Origin of the sequence: Flavobacterium sp. ARAG 55.4 (assembly GCF_051846875.1) — a bacterium.
GTDB lineage: Bacteria > Bacteroidota > Bacteroidia > Flavobacteriales > Flavobacteriaceae > Flavobacterium > Flavobacterium plantiphilum.
Genome location: NZ_JBPYCT010000021.1, coordinates 1 through 21,202, shown reverse-complemented (window position 1 = coordinate 21,202; position 21,202 = coordinate 1). Strand labels below are relative to the sequence as shown.

The window sequence follows — 21,202 nt, the reverse complement described above, 5'->3', positions numbered from 1 at the left end:
AAATATTGTAGTTATGACGATAAAAAAACATATCGTGAGTGTTTTAGCTGTTTTGCTTTTTGCATTTAATAGTTATGCTCAGGAAAAAGTAACTGTAACAGGAGTTGTAAGAGACCAAACAGGATCGATACCTTCTGCCACAGTTATTGTAGTAGATCAAAATACCAATACAACTACTGATATAGATGGAAAATTTACGGTAAAGGTAAATGATCCAAAAACTGCAGTTTTGTTAGTTAGATTCATAGGGATGAATGATGTTACAGTACCTTTGAAAGGACGTACCTCAGGAATAGATATTCAATTGAAAGAATCTACCAGCGAATTAAATGAGATAGTTGTAATTGGTTATGGAACACAAAAAAGAGGAAATCTTACCGGAGCCATTTCCAGTATTAAAGGTTCTGAATTGGCTAAAGTTCCTACAGCTTCTGTTGCAGAAGCCTTAGTGGGAAAGTTACCTGGAGTTCAGGTAACTTCAGCGGATGGTTCGCCAGGTGCCGAAATCATGATTCGTATTCGTGGAGGAGGTTCTGTTACTCAGGATAATTCACCATTAATTTTAGTAGATGGATTTGAGGTAGCTAACCTGAATGATATTCCTCCTACAGACATAGAATCTGTTGAGGTATTGAAAGATGCTGCATCAACAGCTATTTATGGTGCCCGTGGAGCTAACGGAGTAGTATTGGTAACAACCAAGAAACCAAAAGCAGGGAGAATTTCAGTAAATGTGAATAGTTACATGCAAATTAAAACTTTAGCAAATCGTTTGGATGTGATGGATCCCTATGAATTTGTAATGATGCAATATGAATATGAGCGTCAACGAAATTCTAATCCAACAGCTTTCTTTAATCGTTACGGTCGTGCTAATGAATTATACATTTATCAGGGAAACAAAGGAATTGACTGGCAGGATGAAATTTTTGGAAGCAATCCTGTGGCAAAATATACCGATTTAAGTTTACTAGGAGGAAGCGAGAGTACTAAATATAAATTTGCGCTTGTGAATCAGGATCAACCGGGAGTATTAATTGGTAGTGGAATGCGACAAACCAATTTGAACTTTATGATGACTACTAAACTATCTGATAAATTTACTTTTGAGTTTCAAACCCGTTTAATCAATCAAACGATTGATGGTTCAGGTACGGAAGGAGTTAGTTTACTAAATACTTTACGTCAGGCACCAACTCTTGGTTTAGAAGAGTATATGACTTTACCAGAGGATGATACCTATTTTGACCCTGAAGAATATCAGCCTACAGTGCGTTTTAATCCTAAAGAGGAAGCAGAGAAAAATTATCGTAAGCGCAACACACGTACATTTAATACTACAGGAGCTTTAACTTGGAATATTATTAATGGCTTGAGTCTTCGTAGTATGTTTGGGTATGAATACAAATACAGTGAAGACGGTCGTTTTTGGGGTACAGATACTGGTACAGCCAATGCCAATAATAATCAGCCGGTTACTTATTGGTCGATGTCTCAAAGCCCAAGATGGCAACTAAGTAATGTTTTAAATTATAATTATAAATGGAAAGACGTTCATGATTTTCAATTTATGGTAGGGCAGGAGATGAAAAATCAGGAAAGTTATGGTAAATATTACCGTAGCCGTTATTTCCCTGAAGACATTTCAGGAGCCAAAGCTTTGGATAATCTGGCTTTAGGAACTCCTTATGAAAATGGTTCTTCGGCTGGATCTCCAAATCGTATATCCTCATTTTTTGGTCGTGTAAATTATGGTTATGATGATAAATACTTAGCCACTTTTACCGCTCGTACAGATGGTTCAACCAAGTTTGGTCCAGGTAATCGATGGGGAGTTTTCCCTGCTGCTGCTTTAGGTTGGAGAGTTTCTAATGAAGACTTTTTGAAAGACAGTAAAGTGATTTCCAATTTAAAAGTTCGTTTGAGTTATGGGGTTTCCGGGAATGATAGAATTAATGGAGATTTATATGCGAAATATTATGGAGTGTCCCGTGATCGTTCTGTTGGTTGGGGGGAAGAGAATCATTACTACTACAACTTTTACAATACTAATTTCTTAAATAATCCGGATGTAAAATGGGAAACAACTTATACTAGAAACTTAGGTTTTGATTTTGGATTTTTTAAAGAACGTATTACAGGTAATATCGAATTTTATAAAAATACAGTAAGAGATTTATTGGTTCCTTCTGATATTCCGGGAGCTTCAGGATTTACAAAAATCATGAAAAATGTGGGTCAAACATCAAACAAAGGATTAGAGTTTGCCGTAAATGCTAATGTAATTCAGAAGAAAGATTTTCAATTGGATGTGAATTTTAATATTGGTTTTAACAAAAACAAAATTGACAAATTAGCCAGTGGAGAAGAAGAATGGATTTTAAGTTCGGGATGGGCAGGAACCCAATTGTTAAATGACGATGATTACCGTGCTTATGTAGGTGGACAAAAAGGTTTAATTTATGGTTTTGTAAATGATGGTTTCTATACTATGGATGATTTTGAATCATTCGATCCTTTAACCAGAATTTGGAAATTAAAAGAAGGAGTAGTGAACTCTAAAAACCTTTCTGGAGATCCACGTCCGGGTAATGCTAAGTTCAAAAAATTAACGCCTATAGATTTAACTGACCCTAATACTTTCGTAATTGGGGATCAGGACAGAAAAGTTATTGGAAATACAAATCCAAAATATTCCGGAGGTTTTGGTTTGAACGCTACATATAAAAACTTCGATTTTTCAACTTTTTTCAATTTTATAGTAGGTTTCGATGTGTATAACGCTAATAAAATTATGATGACATCCTGGTATCAAAACAACCAAAACAATTTAGGAATGGAAGTCGGATTAGATAAACGTTGGAGAAACTATGACGATATGGGGAATGAAATTCGTTACCAACCGGAAGTTTTAGCCAAGTTTAATGAAAACGCTACTATGTGGAACCCAACTTCTATTGGTCGTCCTATTGCCATGTCTTATGCTATTGAAAAAGGTACTTTTTTACGATTAAACACGCTTACATTAGGTTATACAATACCTCAAAATTTGACCAAGAAAATCGGAATTAGCCGAGCTCGCTTTTACGCAACAGGTTCCAATTTATTTGTTTGGACTAATTATTCAGGGTATGATCCGGAAGTTAATTTAGAAACCGGTTTAACACCTAATATCGATTATAATGCCTATCCAAGAACAAGAAATTACACTTTTGGCGCGCAGTTATCATTTTAATGAAATTAAATTATAAAAAGATGAACAAAAAGATATTATATAGTATTCTGTTAAGTTTTGCAATGCTTTTTACTGCTTGTGAAAATTATTTGGATGTGCAACCAGACACTGGCTTTACCGGAGCAGAAGTTTTTAAAACAGAGAAAGATATGCAATCGGCAGTTGCCGGAGTTTATACTCTCATGCTAACGGATGATGCTTATTCAAACCGTTTGGCTTTTGTGTTCAATATGAATACAGATGTTGAAATGGCTGGGGTATCCACAAATACGGTAAATGTTAATGGTTCCGATCTGGCCTGCTATGAGCCAAAGCCTTATTGGACGACCTTAAATTCTACATGGAATGCCATGTATCGAATTATTAATCTTTCCAATGATGTGATTCAAGGAATTGAGCAATCCGATCTTTATAAGTCAGCCAGCAAGGAAACTCCGTCAGCTGTGACTCAACTTTATGGAGAAGTGAAAACAATTCGAGCCATGGTTTATTTAGATATGATCCGTATTTGGGGAGATGTTGTTTTTAGAACTAAATCTTCTACTGGAGATGAGGATTTTTATGTAGGAGTTACAGATAGAAATGAAATTCTTGAGTTTTTAATTAACGATTTAAAATCGGTGGAGCCATTGATGCAATATGCTAATCAATTAGATTATGGTGTAGAACGCGCTTCAAGAAGTTTTAACCAGGGATTAATTGGGCTATTGGCACTGACTCGTGGCGGATGGACTTTACGACCTGATACCAATAATCCGGCTAGTGTTGGGCAAATGGTAAGAGGAGATAATTATGAAATGTATTATGATACTGCGATTACTTATTTAGGAAAAGTTATCGAAGAACAGCATCATGATTTAAAATTAAGTTTCCGTGATTTTTGGGTGAAACAAAATAATTGGGAAACACCGATTGATGATGATGTAATGTTTTCGTTGCCGTTATTGAAAAATTCTGCTGGTCAATATGCTTATTATTTAGGTATCCCAATTACCGAGGGAAATCATCCATATGGAGGTGCTTCCGGAAATTTAAGTTTGTGTGGAACCTATTTATACTCGTTTGACAAACAAGATGTGAGACGTGATATGACTTGTGCACCTTTTTCTTATAATGAGAATCTAAATCAAGTAATTCGTTTGGATTTGGCTCGTTTGGCTGTTGCTAAATGGTCAAAGTTGTATATGAATGATCCTCTTGGAAGTACAAGTAGTAGTGGTACAGGTGTCAATTTTCCATGGATGCGTTTTGCTGATGTTTTATTGATGTATGCAGAAGCAGTAAATGAGCGATTTGGACCTCGTAATGATGCACAGGAATGTTTAAAACGTGTAAGAAGAAGAGCTTTTGCAGAAGCAAACTGGGGGGAGAAAGTAGAAGATTATGTGAATTCCAAAACTACTAAAGAAAGTTTCTTTCAGGCTATTATGGACGAACGTGCCTGGGAGTTTGGAGGGGAGAGCAAACGTAAATTTGATTTGGCTCGCTGGAATAAATTTGGAGAAGTAATTTACAATCAGTACTACAAATTACTGAATTGGGGTAAAGTAGCCAATGGGGCATTTGTTCCGGGAATCGATCAGGTACCGGGAAGTGTCTACTGGAAAGACATAACCGATCCAAACAATACCTCAAGAACCATTTTAGATATCCAGGGAATTGATGAAATTCTCAATGCCCGACCTGCGGGTTATACCGAACAAGTGTTTGCTACAAGCTGGTATTCACTTAATAATGAAACCGCTTCTTATGAACCAAGGAATGATATCAAATGGAGTTTTAGAGGTTTTATCAATTTTAATAATGCTTCTTCGGTTGCTCCAAATGATCCACTAAGATATTTATGTCCGTATCCTTCCAAGGTAATTACAGACCATCGTGGAGCTATCCAAAATTATTATGGTTTTAACTATTAAATTGATTCTATCATGAAAAATTCAAAAATAGCAACTAAAATTTTATCCTTCATTAGCGTATTGCTAATGGGGGTGTTGTTAAAATCTTGTCAGGCTGACAATTTGATTTATAACAGACAAGACGATTTATTTCAACCAAAGTTTGTACTAGCTGCTCCTTTGGTAGAAAGCAATTCTATTGCTTTAGTCTGGTACAAAGTAAATGATGCCGATTCTTATACGGTAGAATTACATACGGATAATTATTATAAAAGTTTGTATAAATCATTTACGGTAACTGATACGCAGATTTTTATGGATGACATTCCATATAAAACACAGTTTTATATTAGATTAAGAGCCAATCATGTCAATACTGCTCATAATTCGCAATGGGCTTACACCAGTGCTTTAACAGAAGAGCGTCCTCCTTTTGCTGCAATCCTTAATAAGGTAGAAAAAATTAATATTGGTGAAAATGAAGTAAAGGTTAGCTGGATTATTGATGCTCAAAATCCGGTAGATAGTATTTCTGTAGAACCTGCCTTGAATAAGGATGTACCTGCAGTAGGTCGTTATCTGACCGCTGAAGAAATTTTAAATGGAGAAGCTACTTTAACTGGTTTGGAAAAAAATACCTTATATAATTTGAATGTTTTTGACAACAATAAGCTAAGACGTTATGATAAACCATACAATCAGGTAACTTTCCGTACTGCAGGTCCTTCTGCTGAAACAATTTTGGTTACTAATGGAATGGATTTGGATGCTTTACTAAGAGAAAATAATGAAAATCCCGATATTCCGGAAGGTACCGAATATTTTCTGGAAGCAGGTTCCTTATTTAAAATTACACCATTTACAATTGTGAAAGGATTTAAATTGATTGGAGGAACTCAGGGAGAGCGTCCACAAATTGAAATGAATGGAAACTGGAACATTGCCGAAGGTTCCTATATTTCTTCTTTATCATTTGAAAATATTCGTTTCTATCAAACTATTGATGCCAGTTATTTCTTCAATAGTGGTAATTCATGGACTGTAGGGGAAATTTCTATTTACAATTGTGTATTTAATTATTTCAAAAGAGGCTTCTGGAGACATCAGGGAAGTGGTAAGTACAAAGAGATTGGAAGTTTTGATATGAGCTATACTACACTCGATGAAGTAGGAGGACACACAGGACCTTATGGTACTTTTGTTTGTGGTTCAGGTGGAGCTGATAATATTAAAAGTGCCGTGTTCTCCAATTGTACATTCATGCGAGATTATTATGGAACGACAGATAAAAATCGAAATTTTAAAAATTTATTTGATTATGGTTCTTCAGCATATCCAATTCATTTGGAATATCAAAACATAACAGTTTATGACTATGCGTATAATCGGTCATTGATTAATATTCCTGCAGCGGTAGGTTCTACATTAATATTCAAGAATGTGTTATTAGCTTCTGCTAGTGGTAAAGTAATTCAGGCTATTGCTGCTAATACCACAGCGACTTTTGGTAATAATTATACAACTACTGATTATTTACTTGGAGCTTCGGCAATTCAGGGAACTGAATTAGGTATTAGTGCACAGGATTTATTTGTGAATCCTACTCAAGGAAATTTAATGATTAAAGATTCGAATTCTCCAATTGTAACGAATAGAGTTGGCGATACGAGATGGCTTCCGTAACTATAAACAAATTCTAAATTGAAATAGGTTAAGAAGTATCCTTTTAGGGTACTTCTTTATTCCTGTTTATTTTTAGAACGTATTATTTGTAAAATCTAAAAATGAAGGTGGATCATAAATGATGCCATTTTTCAAGTGGAATTAAATCAAAAGCAGATGTTTCATCTTAAAACGGTATTGAATTTAATGGTTCAATTTTGAGACAATAAAACCACCGGCAGTTCTTCGCGTGTTTGGGGACGTGCTCAGAGCCGGTATTTATGGTATAAAAAATTGGTGCAAATTTGTTAAGAATGTGTTTGCGCTATCAAAAGTGGGAATACAAATCAATTACGCCATTCAAATTGAATTTGACCCTGTTGATTTCAACCTTGCCAAACAAAATTTTTTTGGTTAAAATGGTTAACAACCAGAATATTCGATTTAACAGTTATAAATCTTCAGCTCAAAAACAGTTATTTATTACTGGAGGTAGTTTAACCCAATCGATTTGCCTGAATATTGAGGGTAATGAAATTGATTTTTAGGAAATTAAAGTTTCTGAAACGATTAAAAATCAGATTAAAATAATCCAATAGCAGTATATATTGGGATTTGTAATATTATAAATTAAAAAATAGTAACCTTAAAAACGAAAAAGTATGAAACAAAAGAATTTTTAAAACGAATTACCGACCTCCGACACAGATTTTAAATGAATAAGATTTTCGTTTACGGAGGAAATGAAAACCAGATAACCAAAAGAAACCAAAAAATGAAAAAAAAATACTTTATTTCCCTGTTACTGCTGCTTTTTTCAGTAATAGGGTATTCAGAAACAATTCAGCGGATAGAAGCCGAGACATTCAATGAGGCTTCTGGTGCGAGAGCCGAAACCAATTCGACACTTTCCGGAACTGGAAATGTAGGATATGTCAAAAATAACACCTGGATTAAATTTACCGGGCATGTGTTTAATCAATATGATACTCGTTTTGATGTAAAAGCGGCAGGAGCTACAGGAGGAACAATCGAGTTTAGATTGGATGCCGTTGACGGAACCTTACTAGGAACAGCTACGGTGTCCGGAAGTACAGGTTGGTCAGATTATAAGATTTTTTCAACCAATATCACTTCTACGACCGGTACCCACGATTTTTATCTTGTTTTTAAACACCCAACAAATACAGGGTATTTATTTAATGTAGATTATTTTGAAAAAGTAACAAATGACCCTAATGCGGTACTTTATACTTTAACCACTTCATTGAGTCCGGCTGCTGCAGGTACAATCGCCGCTAATCCGGCAGGTTCGCAAATTAATCAGGGTACTGAAGTAACGCTGACAGCCAATAAGAACTTTGGTTATAAATTTACGAAATGGACTGATGGTGATGGAACTACGGTTTCTACAGCCAATCCATATACATTTACTATAACGGCTAACACTACTTTAGTAGCCGAATATGAGACATTAGAAACATTTACATTAACTGTAAATGCAGCAGGAGCTTACGGATTAGGTGATTATACCGTAAGTCCTGCAGGAAAAGATGGTGCTTTTTCTATTTATGAAAAAGGAACTGATGTGACCATAACAGCAGTTGAAAATGAGGTTATAAAATTCAGTAATTGGGAGGATGGCTCCACTGCTTTGAGCAAAGTGGTAACAATCAATGCGAATACTAATGTTACAGCTAATTATGCCAATGTGTCTTTTATTGCAGGGTGGACATTTAAAAATGAACAGTATGCTAATCCTAGGGTTGCGGAATTGTATTCTAACGTAGAAAACAGGCCTCAATTATTTGGATATCACGTTTCTGATAATTCGCTGGCGCAAAATATTCGACTTATCAACAGAGGAGGCTTAAATGGTGTAGGTGTATGGAATACAGACAGAGGACAATTTTTTTATTTTATGACTACATTATCTACGGTAGGTTATAAGAATATCAATGTGTCTTCGGGTTTAATAGGCTATTATTACGGATGTGACGAATGGACTTTCCAATACTCTCTAGATGGGGTTAATTTCATCAATGTTTCCAGTTTGACAACTATCAATTCTAGTTCTATTACATCCATTGGAGGTGTGCTTCCTGCAGAAGCTGAGGGTAAAGAAAAAATTTATCTGAGATGGTTCCCTAATGTGAATGGACCAACTCACGGTAGTGCAACTGATGTTACCGCAACGGTATTGTCAAATGTAATGGTAAAAGCCGATGAGGTTTTAGTAGTGGATAATACTGCGCCAATATTACAATCCACTATTCCTACTGAAGGTGCTACAACAGCAAGTGCTAGTGGAACAATTATTTTAAATTATGATGAATCAGTTGAATTTGGTGCCGGTCAGGCAACATTAAACGGAAAAAATCTGACTGCTGAATTTGTAAACAAGACAGTAAAATTTAGTTATTTTGGCTTAGAATATAATAAACAATATGTTTTTAGTTTACCTGAAGGTTATGTAAAGGATTTATCAGGTAATAGTGCGGCAGCTTTAAATCTTACATTTACAACCATTCAGAAACCAATACCTGCTAAGCGCGATTTTGACTTAATTGTTGATGCTAATGCTTCCGATGAACAGGTGGCTTCAGGAAAATATGTAAAAACAATTGCTGAAGCTTTTAATAAAGTTCCAAGTAATTCGGCAACTAGATACCTGGTGTTTATTACGAATGGGACATACAATTTAGGTGGTGATGGAACCAATCCACAATCAGTATTGTTAACGCTTCCTGCTGGAAAAAATAATGTCTCTTTGATTGCTCAATCTAAAGATGGTGTTATCCTTCAAGGTAATCCAGGATGGGGGATTAAGAATGCGGTTTTGGCTATTGAGGCCAATGACTTATATATGGAAAATGTAACTGTGGAACATAAAGACGGTGTAACTACATCGGGTCAACGTCCTGCTTTGAATCCTGCCGGTGACCGTAATGTGTATAATGGCGTTCGTTTAAGAAGTAAACAGGATACAGAGGTAACAGGAGGAAACAGAACCTTTTATTACAAATCAACTATTGAAGGAGATGTTGATTTTATCTGTGGAGGAGGAACCCATTGGTACGAGCAATGTAATTTGGTTTCAGTAGCTCCAGGTTATATTGTGGCACCAAACCATGATGCTAATGTACAGAATGGTTATATTTTCAATAATTGTACGATTTCTGCAACTGCAAGTTATTATTTAGGACGTCCTTGGCAAAATTCACCAAGAGCGGTTTATTTGAATACCAAAATGTTGGTAGAACCAAATGCAGTAGGTTGGGCAAGTATGGGAACTGTACCAGCTCTTTTTGCCGAATACAATAGTGTGAATGGTAGTGGTGTAAAAGTAAATACAGACAATAGAACCAATGTGTTTACCGTAAATGGTGTGCCAACAACTGGAAATTACAATCCGGTATTGACCAAAGAACAAGCAGACGCTTATACCATTGAAAATGTTTTAAGTGGTACCGATAAATGGAATCCATTGGAAATTGTGGAGCAAATTGCTGCTCCGGCTAATTTAGCAATGGGGCAAAATAATACCCTTTCCTGGGATGCTAATCAATATGCTATTTGTTATGTAGTATGTAAAGATGGAAAATTTTTAGCCATTACTACAGATGCCACCTACATAGATGTAGAAGTGCTTTCAGGTTCTCATGAATATACTGTTCAGGCAGCCAATGCCTATGGTGGTTTGAGTCCTTTAAGTAAATTAACAATTGGGGGAGTAGTAACTTCTTCCATTTCTTATATGAATTCAATTGGAAATGTAGCTATAGCTAATTTAACTCCTGTGACTTATACAGAAGGTACAGCAGTAACATTACCTACACCAACTTTGGAAGGTTATACATTTTACGGATGGTCAGCTTCAGCTACTACGCCTAATACAATTACTGTAGTAGCAACTACTGCTACAGGAAATCAGATATATTATGCATTTTGGGGTGAAAATGGAAATAATCAGCCTGATTCGGTAGTTCCTCCAACAAATTTTGATTATGTATTCACTGGAGCTACAAACAAAAGTTGGGATGTAGCTACCAATTTTGATCCGGCTACAATGCCTGAAGCGGGTAAGCAAGTTTCCGTGACTAAGGAAATTGAAACAACTGCTACTGTTTTTCCTGCTGATCTTACTTTTTCAGGCAGCGGAAAATTACGTTTGAGAGGTGCTCATAAAGCAACAGGAAGCTTAATCCTAAAGGACGGTACTGGTATGTATTATTATACAGGCGGTGCCGGAATGTCACTGGAAGCACCACTGGTAATTTCAGGGAATGTGAAATTTGAGATGCAATCTTCTATTGCTGATCAAACTACAATGACATTATTAGGACCAATTTCAGGCAACGGAAATATAATTCCATTCAATATAGGTCAGGGTAGTGTAGTAAATACAGGGGTATTACTTTTAAAAGGAGATAATACAGCGTTTAATGGTACTTGGGATTTAACACAGAAAAGTACCAAATATGATGGGCTTAATTATATCAATGTATTAGAAGGATCTTCAGCTAATGCTTTTGGTTCCGGAACTATTAACGTAGGTCAGGATAATCAGGTTATTTTTAGCCATGAGCAGGCTGCGGGAGATAACCTGAAGATTAATTTTACAGAGACAGGAAAAGCTGTTTTAAATACGATTGTTAAGGTTAAAACATTTACCCTTAATGGTGTTGAATTAGCTGAAGGTTCCTATGACAGTACAACCCATCCACAAATTTTTACAGGTTTTGGTAAGATTGATGTAAGCAGTAGTAATACTGGTGGAGGAGGTAGCTCAACTGGAGTTCCTGCTTTCCCTGGTGCCGAGGGACATGGTAAATATGTAACCGGAGGTCGCGGCGGTAAAGTAATTTATGTAACCAATTTAAATGATTCTGGTCCAGGTTCTTTGCGTGATGCTATTAATCAAAGTGGTCCTAGAATTGTCTTGTTTAAAGTCTCTGGTAACATTAAGTTACAAAGTGAATTGAATATTACAGATAATATTACCATTGCTGGCCAATCTGCTCCCGGTGGAGGTATTACGTTGCAGGATTATAACGTTAAGGTAAGAGGTAATAATGTAATTCTTCGTTATTTACGTTTTAGAATGGGGGATACGCATGACGTAGAAAATGATGCTTTAGGAGGACGTTTTCAAAAAAATATTATAGTAGATCACTGTTCGATGAGCTGGTCAACGGATGAATGTGTTTCTTTTTATCAAAATGAAAATTTCACACTTCAATGGTGTGCGATTTCTGAGAGTCTGAGAAATTCGGTTCATGCTAAAGGTGGTCATGGTTATGGTGGTGTATGGGGAGGTAAAAATGCTTCTTTCCATCACAACTTGTTAGCACATCACGATAGCCGTAATCCAAGATTAGGGGAATATGCTAACGATCCATTTGCTTTAACTGATTTAGTAGACATTCGTAACAATGTGATATACAATTGGGGAGGAAACAGCTGCTATGGCGGAGATGCCATGAATGTCAATTTAGTAAACAACTACTGGAAACCAGGACCTGGAACCTCCAGTTCTACTATGGAGCGTATTTTGTCTACCGGAAGAAGTTTAGATACCACTTCTCCTTTGTATGGTATTTGGGGAAAATATTACGTGGATGGAAATTATGTAGTGGGCTCTGCAAGAGCTACTCAGGACAACTGGACTTATGGAGTATATAATCAGTTTCATGGTAGTCAATTGCCGGTAAGTGATGCTGATAAAGCGGAAGTGAAAATTGAGACACCACATAACCCGGGTGAAGTTACCACACACAGCGCTACTAAAGCTTATGAATTAGTTTTAGAATATGTAGGAGCTAGTTTGTATCGCGATGCCGTAGATATACGTGCTGTAAATGATACTCGTTCCGGTACAGCAACTATTATGAATGGGGGTAACGGCAGTACTAATGGTTATATCGATACTCCATCAGCAGCAGGTGGATGGCCAGTATTGCCTACAGCCGATGCTCCAGTTGATACTGACGGAGACGGTATGCCGGATACCTGGGAGAACGAAAACGGCTTAAATCCTAATAATCCGATTGATGGTAATATGACTACTGTTGACGGTTTATATACCAATGTTGAGGTGTACTTATATGGTCTTGTAAAACGCATCACAGATAGTCAAAACGGGAGTTTAGATATTTATGTTAATCCGGAGAATTTTGTTGAAAAATACAATAAAGCCGAAGATGGTAGTAAATTTATTATGGCAGCAGGGACTTATACTTCGACAAATCCATTGGCTATAACTAATAATAAATATCGTTTTGTACCTGACGGAGATGCTAAGCCTGTATTAGCTACTTCTTTCTATACTGATAATGCTGCTATTGCAACTTCAGGATTTAGTTTTGATAGTGTAGCTATTGATTTAAATAATGGAAATTCGAATTTTATTCAATTAAAAAATGGAGCCAGTTTGTCTTCTTTGGAAATCAAAAATGCGACAATCAAAGGAGTGAAGCAAAGTTTTTTGTTAACCGAAGGAAATAGTGAAAACAGTATCGATGCTATAACTATTGATAATTGTATTATTGACGGATCTACGGTTATTGGAGCTAATTTTATCCAGCCGGATGCGCATCTTGTAAAAGCAATTACAGTGAAAAATGCGACAATTTATAATTTTGATAAAGCGAATAATTTCATTGCCCTGCAAAATAGTTCTGATACTGCTCAGGTGATTAATGTGGTGGTAGAAAGTAATACGATTTACAATGTAGGTAGTCAGGATAATAATGCATTAGTTTATATAAATAATCCATACGCTATTGCTTCATCTTATAGTTTTAAAAACAATATTATGCAGCAAAAGCTCGAAAATCCAAAGACAACTTACTTGTTGTATTCAAATCATACTAGTGGAGCTGGAGGAGCTGTTTTAGATAATAATTTAAATGACGGAGTAACTTCTCAATTAGTAAAGGGAACGGTTACTACTTCAGAAACGAACATAAAAACAGTAAACGGTTTAGGTCTTACAACACTGTTATTTCCAAATCCAACAGCAGGCGACTTTAGTTTCTCTGCCAATTCACCTTTGGCAACGGCTTCATTAACTGCCGGGGTTTTAGGAGATCCAAGATGGTTAAAAACAACTGCAACTTTTTCACCAATTACGTATATTAATGCGATTGACGGACAAACAATGACAACAGTAGCTCCGGAGGAATACAGAGAAGGTGGTGTAACACTATTACCAACACCGGCATTAGAAGGCTATACATTCTTTGGATGGTCTAATTCCGCAACTGTACCAGCTGTGATACAGTCAATCTCAGCAACATCAAAAGGAGCTTTGACATTCTACGCATTTTGGGGTGATGGAGGTAATAATAAACCAATTGTTACAACACCAACAACTTATTCCGTTTCATATATGAACTTACCTAAATTGGTAATTAATTCTAATTTAAAAACAATAGAAATTGGAACGGCGTATCAGTTACTAGCTCCTCAATGTAGAGGTTATCGTTTTATGGGATGGTTTGCTGATGCTGATTATTTATTTGAAATTACAGGCTTTGATGTTAATCAGACAGAGAATGTGTCAGTTTATGCTCGTTGGAAAAAATTACAGGAATTTTATGCTTTCCCAACCGTGGCTAAGCATAGTGTAACCTTAAAATCATCAGTTGAGAATGATACCGTGAATGTTGTTTCTGTAACAGGTCTTGTTGTAAAACAAATAAATACAACTAACTCTGAAACTGAAATTTCAGTTAGTGATTTACCTGCGGGTTATTATTTAATCCAAAGTTCAAAATCAGGTATGACCGCAAAAATTATCATTAAATAAGTTTAAAATAAGGAGGCGAAACTTTTAGACTTTGCCTCCTGTTATTTTAAAATAACTATTATTAAAAAATGTAATAATTATGAATACTATAGTCAAATTATTTTCGCTGGTTTTTGTTTGTTTTTTCTTCGCTTGTTCTAATGATACTGATGAATCTCAAAGTGCAAAAAACGAAGGCTCATTAACCATAGGCGATAAAACTGTTACACTTTCTCAGGCTTATTTGGAAAGTTATGGCAAAAAAGGAAATTCCTATAATACTGATTTTTCAGCCCGTTCCGAAACGCTTTCGGGAAACAATACTGATGCTGCAGTAGTTTATTTTGAATTGTTTTCTTCTCAGGATAAGAAACTGACAAAGGGAGACTATATGTTGGGAGATTATTCCTCAGCAGCACCTTTTACATATACACCTTGGGGCGAATCGTTGTTAGGAATTAATATTACCTCAACCGATAAAGGCTTGCGTGTTGCCAATGGTCTAAGTATAAAACCCACTGAAGGTGTTTTTACAGTAACTGAAAACGGAAAGCAATACCAAGTGAATTTTTCCGGTAAAGGTACAGCTAGTACATTTTCAAACGGAGTTCTAACAGCAACTCAGGATAATGTTGAATTTACAATGGAATATACCGGAAATGTAAAAATGTATGAGGGTGTAGAATATACCGCTAAGAGAGTGAACTCAAAAGAAAGAGTCGTAAAAACACACATGGTTCTGTTTGAATAAAATGCGCTATTTTGAAAAGCATGATTCCGAAGTATGAACTACTTGTGCCTTAACGTCGGTATACATAACTCACTAATTAAGTTTAGTAATATTATCAACTAAAAGTTCCGGAAAGGTATCAGTAAATACTATTGCTGATACCTTTTTTTATCAAAAAAAACAAATCATTAACAATTAAAATAATTTAATACAACAATTTTATGAATTCACTTCAATTAGCCGATTACATGGTATTTCTTGTTTACTTTTTTATTGTAGCGGGATATGGTTATTCAGTATATATACGTAAAAAAACACAATTAATTTCGGCGTCTCATGATTACTTTTTGGCAGAAGGATCTTTGACTTGGTGGGCTATAGGTACTTCCTTGATTGCTTCCAATATTTCTTCGGAGCAATTTATAGCCATGTCAGGTAATGGTTTTAAAATGGGTTTAGCCATTGCTACTTATGAATGGATGGCAGCACTCACATTAATTATTGTAGCGGTATTTTTTATCCCTGTTTATTTAAAGAATAAAATTTATACTATGCCTCAGTTTTTAAGTGAAAGATACAATGAAAATGTAGCTATGATTATGGCTGTGTTTTGGTTGTTACTCTATGTTATTGTGAATTTAACGTCTATACTTTATTTGGGGGCATTGGCCATTAATGGTATTTCGGGTATCGATCTTACTCTTTGCATGTATGGGCTCGCTTTTTTTGCTATTGTTATTGCTTTAGGAGGGATGAAAGTAATTGGATATACCGATGTGGTTCAGGTAGTGTTCCTAATTTTTGGAGGATTAGTTACCACCTATTTAGCCTTAGACAAGGTTGCTGAACTAAACGGACAAAGCGGAGTAGTTCAAGGTTTCAATTATATGATGAATCAATCTGGAGATCATTTTCATATGATTTTCAAAAAAGACAATCCTAATTTTCCTAGTTTGCCAGGATTGACTGTGCTGTTAGGAGGAATGTGGATTGTAAATCTAAATTATTGGGGATGCAATCAGTACATCACACAAAGAGCTTTAGGGGCGGATTTGAAAACGGCCCGAAGCGGAATTTTATTTGCAGCCTTTTTAAAATTATTAATGCCTGTTATTGTAGTATTGCCGGGTATCGCTGCTTTTGTAATTTATTCAAAAGGAGGTTTGCAAACAGAAATGTTAGGTCCTGATGGAGTAATGAATCCAGACAGATCTTATCCTGTATTATTAAACTTATTACCAGTAGGTTTAAAGGGATTGTCTTTTGCAGCCTTAACTGCAGCAGTTGTCGCTTCATTAGCTGGTAAAGTGAATAGTATTTCAACCATTTTTACATTGGATATCTATAAAAACAAATTAAATGTAGATGCTACCGAAAAGAAATTGGTTCAGATTGGTAAATTAACAGTTTTAGTATCAATGTTTATTGCGGTGCTAATAGCGCCAATGTTAGGGATAGATAAAAAAGGAGGTTTTGAATTTATTCAGGAATATACCGGATTTGTAAGTCCTGGAATTTTTGCCATGTTTATTTTAGGCTTCTTCTGGAAAAAAACAAGTTCCAATGCTGCTATGTTTGCGACTATTGGAGGTTTTGTGCTTTCAGTAATTTTTAAATTCCTACCTAATATTATGAATTTGGAATTTTTAAGTAGTAGTGGTTTTGCAACATTAGTAGAGCAAGAGGATAAATCTATGGTTTATGAAATTCCATTTTTGGACAGGATGGGATTCGTATTCGTAATCTGTGTATTACTCATGATTTTGATAAGTCTAATAGATGAAAAAAATGGATCTAAAGCCAAAGGTTTAGAAATTGATAGTAAAATGTTTAATGTTAGCAAAGGCTTTGCAGTAGGAGCAATGATTATATGCGGAATATTAGTAGCCTTATATTCTGTGTTTTGGTAGAAAATTGTAATCCAGTGCAAATAATTGAATCATTCAAGTTGCTAGTTTGAAAATTAAAAACACAAGTAACTGATCTTACTAGTATTAGTAATAAAGTCTGTAAAATTACAAGTTTATGCGGAGTTGATAGGATTAAAATCGAATACCTTCCATCTCTATCAATGTTCTTGGATAACTTAGGGAAATAGGCTGCTGTAATTATTGGGGAAATTAATATTTTTTCTGTCGTATGTCAAATTCTTTTTCTACTAATAAGTATGTGTTTTTTATCTTTAATTTTAATAATATATTTTTTGGAGATACGAATTGTTTCATAAAAAATGGACAGGTTCTGTCAACTGAAAATTATTTTATGAATTTTCCAGCTGGTAAATATGAGGCTTAACCGGAAGGACTAAAAGATGACACTCATATTCAAACTAAATGCGCTGGTGAGGTTTCCAGAATGGTTTTTGACGGAATAAAAGAAAAATCATAGCTGATAATAAATAGTAAAAAAATGATTTTATTAAGTATTTAATCAAGCTAAATTTTGGATGTTTTCTGATGTTTTTAATAATCAATCCCAACAACTGAAATTCATTTAGTTGTTGGGATTGATTATTTTTTTTAACGAGGTTATATTGATGATAATTTCTTTTTGACCTTTTTAAGTTTATATTTTACGAAAAACAATTGTTGAGTTATGTCCCCCAAATCCGAAGGCATTGCTCATAGCTGTATTTATTTTTTTCTGCATTGGCAGATTTGATACTATTTGTATTCCGGATGGTATCGCGTCGTCTGGATTATCAAGATTTATGGTTGGCGGAATAATTTGTTCGTTTATTGACTTTATTGAAAGTATGGCTTCAATAGCTCCGGCAGCACCAAGTAAGTGTCCTGTCATCGATTTGGAAGAACTCACCCATAAATTATCTGATCCGCTGAATGTTTTGTTTACCGCATTTAGTTCTGCAATATCTCCCACAGGTGTTGAAGTTGCATGTAAATTCAAATAATCCAAGTCGTGTGTATTAAGTCGTGCCTCGTGTAAAGCAAGTTGCATTGCTTTAGCAGCTCCTAATCCCTCAGGATGAGGAGAAGTCATATGATAGGCGTCGGCAGTCATAGAAGCGCCAGCCAATTCTGCATAAATTTTTGCACCTCTTTTTTTAGCATGTTCAAATTCTTCAAGGACCAGAGCACCGGCGCCTTCTCCCATAACAAAGCCGTCACGCTCTCTATCAAATGGACGGCTGGCTGAAAGAGGATCATGGTTTCTGGCAGACATGGCTTTTATTGCACAAAAACCACCTATTGATGCTGCAGTTAAAGGTGCCTCAGAACCACCTGTAATAAACACTTTTGCTTTTCCCATACGGATATAGTTAAAGGCATCCATCATTGCTGTGTTGGCGGTGGCGCAAGCAGAAACAGTAGTGTAATTAATACCTTGCAGGCCAAATTTCATAGAAATCATCCCCGACGCCATATTTAGAATAAGTTTAGGAAAAAAAAACGGACTGAATCTAGGTATGTAGTTTCCAGTGACATAGTTTTCTACCTCACTTTCAAAAGTTTCCATACCTCCTTGACCTACACCCCAGATTACTCCAGTGTCAAAAGGATTCATTTGTGCTAAATCTAAACCGGAATCTTCAATTGCCTGTGTTGCACTATAAAGAGCATATTGAGTAAAGAGATCGCTACGTTTTATTTCATTACGTTCCAGATATGTTTCCGGATTAAAATTTTTAATTTCACAGGCAATCTTAGTGCGAAATTTGGATGCATCAAAACGGGTAATGATTCCTGCGCTGCTTTTACCGTTGATAGCATTATTCCAAAATTCTTCTATGTTGTTTCCTAGTGGGTTTGTAGTGCCCATTCCTGTTATTACTACTCTCTTCATTGTTTAATTTTTGCTACTGTTCTAAAAAGGTTAGATGTTCCTAAGGCAATTAGCCTGGTTTTATTGCTGTTCCAAATTTCGCATTTAAGGCTAATTAACAATTTACCTTCTTTAATTATATGGGTTTTTGCTATAATTTTTTCATTTCCCTTTGCTGAAGATAAATAATCTATTGAAGTATTTATTGTAGAAAAGAAATCAGGGTCATTTAATGTGATTACTGTGGCTCCAATAGTATTGTCAATAATTGCAGCAGTTATACCATCATGTAAATTTCCTAAAGGATTTAGCCATTCGGTTCTAATTGAGTATTGTAATTCCAGTTTACCTTCTTCTGCTTTTATAACAATTGGTTTAAACCAGTGCATAAATGGAGAACGGGATTCTTTGAATTCTTTTCCTGTGAAAGAAATTATTTGTTCTAATGCTGTCATTTGTTCTTTGCTTTTTAATTTATACCGAACGGTATTTTTTTTAAATAAAAAAAATTAAAGTATCACTTCTTCAAGTATAATTTTTTCAGTTCTTTCTATAGCAAGGTATAGGCTTTTGGGGTTGTCTGAAATTTTTGAAAGAAGAATGCCTCCTTCAATTATCATAATGAATAATTGCGCATATTCTGAAGTATCGATATCAGCTCTAAATGTGTTTTGTGCAATGCCTTCCTCTAGAATTGTAGAAATATTTTTAATCCAGTTCTTAACTGTTAAATTAACACGCTCTTTCATTTTGGGCATTACATCGTCTGATTCTGTTCCTGTATTCATGACCGGGCAACCGCCATCTTCAAAGATTTCTTTCCAATTTTTTCTATAAAAATCAACCAGTGCCAATATTTTAGATTTTGGATCTGTGTAAGTTGAGATCCAATCTTCTTTTTTCTTCCACAATTTTGCAGTATTGTGTTTAAAAACAGCTAGGGCTACTTCTTCTTTGTTTTCAAAATTGCCATATATACTACCTTTCGTGAGTCCCGTTGCTGTTGTAATATCTGAAAGGGAAGTCCCGGCAAAACCTCTCTTATTAAAGATGGGAGCAGTTTTCTCTATTATGAATTTTCTGGTTTGATCTGCTTTAGACATTTTTTATTTTTTCATTATGACAAAGTTAAATAAAAATATACCGAAAGGTATATTTTTATTTGAAATTTTTTAAGCAGCACTGGCGCAAGGTGCTGGCGCGGAGGTGAAAAATGCTATGGCATGGGTAATTATAGGAGGATTGAGTAGTTCATTAGTATTAACTTTAGTATTAGTGCCTGTTATGTATATGATTATTGAAAGGTTGAGGTTAAAAGTGAACAGCTGGTTTGGGAAAGAAGATGTAGATGAAGTTAAGCTTCATAATCCTGTTGAAATAATTGACTAGCTCAATCATTAATACTTTATCTATTAGTTAGTGGATAATAGTTAAGTTTAGATATCCATTTAGCGAAAATTAAAAAAGAATAATAGAAGATATCCATAAAAAATGGTGAAAAAATAAGAATTTATACTTAAATAAAATTGTTTGAAGAGTTATTTTCGGATAGGTGTAATTTTAAGTAAGTTGTTTTGTGTTTTTTGTTTGATTTACAGTTGTTTATATGTTGAATTCTAGTATTGTAATCAAAAGCAAACGATATATTTACCTTATTAGTTCTAAAATTTTAATCCCGAGAAGTATCCTGTTCAAATAGTTGATTAAATTGTGGAGTCGGTTAATGTTCAACCATTTTTAAAAAATTACAGTAAAGCAGGTAATCTGGTGATTATCCAAAGATTTTGCTTGAAGTTATATTATATGCCTTATTTTTTGAGATTTAGAATTTAGAGTCTTTTTAGAAACTTTGATAAACTTAAATTTTCGAAATCTTGGACAATATAATCGCCCCGTAATTGCTGACGAAAGTAAGAGCAAATGCGGGGCGAAATTTTTCAGCTCTTTTAAAGAAAAGAGCTGATAATATGGTTGAGATTAAGAAGTTGTAGTTTTTTTCTTTTTCATACGAGAGCGTACTTGATACAAATTTTTTTTCATCAGATTCAGAATCATTTTATGCTGTTTTGAGTTTTTGTTTTTCAGTCCTCTGCATTGAACAATTT

General features: G+C 35.1%; 10 protein-coding genes. 7 read left to right on the top strand and 3 right to left on the bottom strand.

All coding sequences use genetic code 11. The features are described 5' to 3' along the window. The first annotated feature begins 13 nt into the window (after positions 1-13). From ACSV4D_RS17475 to ACSV4D_RS17450, 6 genes are all read left to right on the top strand, one after another. Positions 14-3,235: a SusC/RagA family TonB-linked outer membrane protein gene (locus tag ACSV4D_RS17475; RefSeq protein WP_439229285.1), complete on the top strand. Its 3,222-nt coding sequence runs from the start codon at positions 14-16 to the stop codon at positions 3,233-3,235. Between the two features lie 20 nt (positions 3,236-3,255). Next, a complete protein-coding gene (locus tag ACSV4D_RS17470) occupies positions 3,256-5,151 on the top strand; it encodes a RagB/SusD family nutrient uptake outer membrane protein (RefSeq protein ID WP_439229284.1) in 1,896 nt (631 codons plus the stop codon). Between the two features lie 12 nt (positions 5,152-5,163). Then, positions 5,164-6,813 carry a DUF5123 domain-containing protein gene (locus ACSV4D_RS17465; protein ID WP_408082194.1) on the top strand — a complete coding sequence of 550 codons (1,650 nt, stop codon included), beginning with the start codon at positions 5,164-5,166 and terminating at the stop codon, positions 6,811-6,813. A gap of 754 nt (positions 6,814-7,567) precedes the next feature. Beyond that, the gene (locus tag ACSV4D_RS17460; protein ID WP_439229283.1) at positions 7,568-14,605 is read left to right on the top strand and encodes a pectinesterase family protein; all 7,038 of its coding nucleotides are present in this window, start codon (positions 7,568-7,570) and stop codon (positions 14,603-14,605) included. Positions 14,606-14,684: 79 nt separating this feature from the next. Continuing rightward, positions 14,685-15,335 carry a hypothetical protein gene (locus ACSV4D_RS17455; protein ID WP_439229282.1) on the top strand — a complete coding sequence of 217 codons (651 nt, stop codon included), beginning with the start codon at positions 14,685-14,687 and terminating at the stop codon, positions 15,333-15,335. Between the two features lie 200 nt (positions 15,336-15,535). Next, positions 15,536-17,224, top strand: a complete 1,689-nt coding sequence (locus ACSV4D_RS17450) for a sodium/sugar symporter (protein ID WP_439229281.1) — start codon at positions 15,536-15,538, stop codon at positions 17,222-17,224. A gap of 655 nt (positions 17,225-17,879) precedes the next feature. Here the strand turns inward: ACSV4D_RS17450 and fabF are convergent. The 3 genes from fabF to ACSV4D_RS17435 are packed head-to-tail and all read right to left on the bottom strand — an operon-like array spanning position 17,880 to position 20,200. Next, on the bottom strand, positions 17,880-19,118 hold the full coding sequence (fabF, locus tag ACSV4D_RS17445) for a beta-ketoacyl-ACP synthase II (RefSeq protein ID WP_439229280.1): 1,239 nt from the start codon (positions 19,116-19,118) through the stop codon (positions 17,880-17,882). Beyond that, positions 19,115-19,552 carry a PaaI family thioesterase gene (locus ACSV4D_RS17440; protein ID WP_439229279.1) on the bottom strand — a complete coding sequence of 146 codons (438 nt, stop codon included), beginning with the start codon at positions 19,550-19,552 and terminating at the stop codon, positions 19,115-19,117. The genes fabF and ACSV4D_RS17440 overlap by 4 nt, the downstream gene beginning before the upstream one ends. Before the next feature lie 54 nt (positions 19,553-19,606). Beyond that, positions 19,607-20,200 (bottom strand): TetR/AcrR family transcriptional regulator, encoded by a 594-nt coding sequence (locus tag ACSV4D_RS17435; RefSeq protein ID WP_439229278.1) that lies wholly within the window; start codon positions 20,198-20,200, stop codon positions 19,607-19,609. A gap of 115 nt (positions 20,201-20,315) precedes the next feature. Here ACSV4D_RS17435 and ACSV4D_RS17430 point away from each other — a divergent pair, with 115 nt between their 5' ends. Continuing rightward, on the top strand, positions 20,316-20,486 hold the full coding sequence (locus tag ACSV4D_RS17430) for a hypothetical protein (protein WP_439229276.1): 171 nt from the start codon (positions 20,316-20,318) through the stop codon (positions 20,484-20,486). Positions 20,487-21,202 lie beyond the last annotated feature (716 nt).